General features: G+C 62.0%; 2 protein-coding genes. Both read right to left on the bottom strand.

Annotated features, from left to right (window positions below):
* Positions 1-218 (bottom strand): CoA-transferase (locus AC0L20_RS40105; RefSeq protein ID WP_473295608.1); only part of this gene is annotated, 218 nt, incomplete at its 3' end.
* Positions 202-384 (bottom strand): CoA-transferase (locus AC0L20_RS40110; protein WP_473295686.1); only part of this gene is annotated, 183 nt, incomplete at its 5' end. The genes AC0L20_RS40105 and AC0L20_RS40110, both read right to left, overlap by 17 nt.

Below are 384 nucleotides of genomic sequence, written 5' to 3' on the forward strand. Positions count from 1 at the left end.
GTCTGCTTGCCGGCGTTGATGAGATCGGCGTCCTCTTCACCCTCATAGGGGAACGGGCCCATGCCGAGCATGCCGTTCTCGCTCTGAAGGCTGACGTCCATGCCGTCCGGGATGTAGTTCGAGACCAGCGTCGGAATGCCGATGCCGAGATTGACGTAATAGCCGTCACGCAGTTCCTTCGCGGCGCGCGCAGCCATCTGTTCACGGGTCCAGGCCATGTGTATCTCCTGATACGCGGGTGTTGCGGAATTCGATGCGCTTCTTGGCCGTTCCGACCTCGACGATGCGCTTGACGAAAAGACCGGGTGTGTGGATGTGGTCGGGATCGAGTTCGCCGGCCGGAACCAGATGCTCGACCTCGGCCACCGTGACCTTGGCGGCGGT

It is taken from the genome of Bradyrhizobium sp. Kon58, assembly GCF_055807455.1.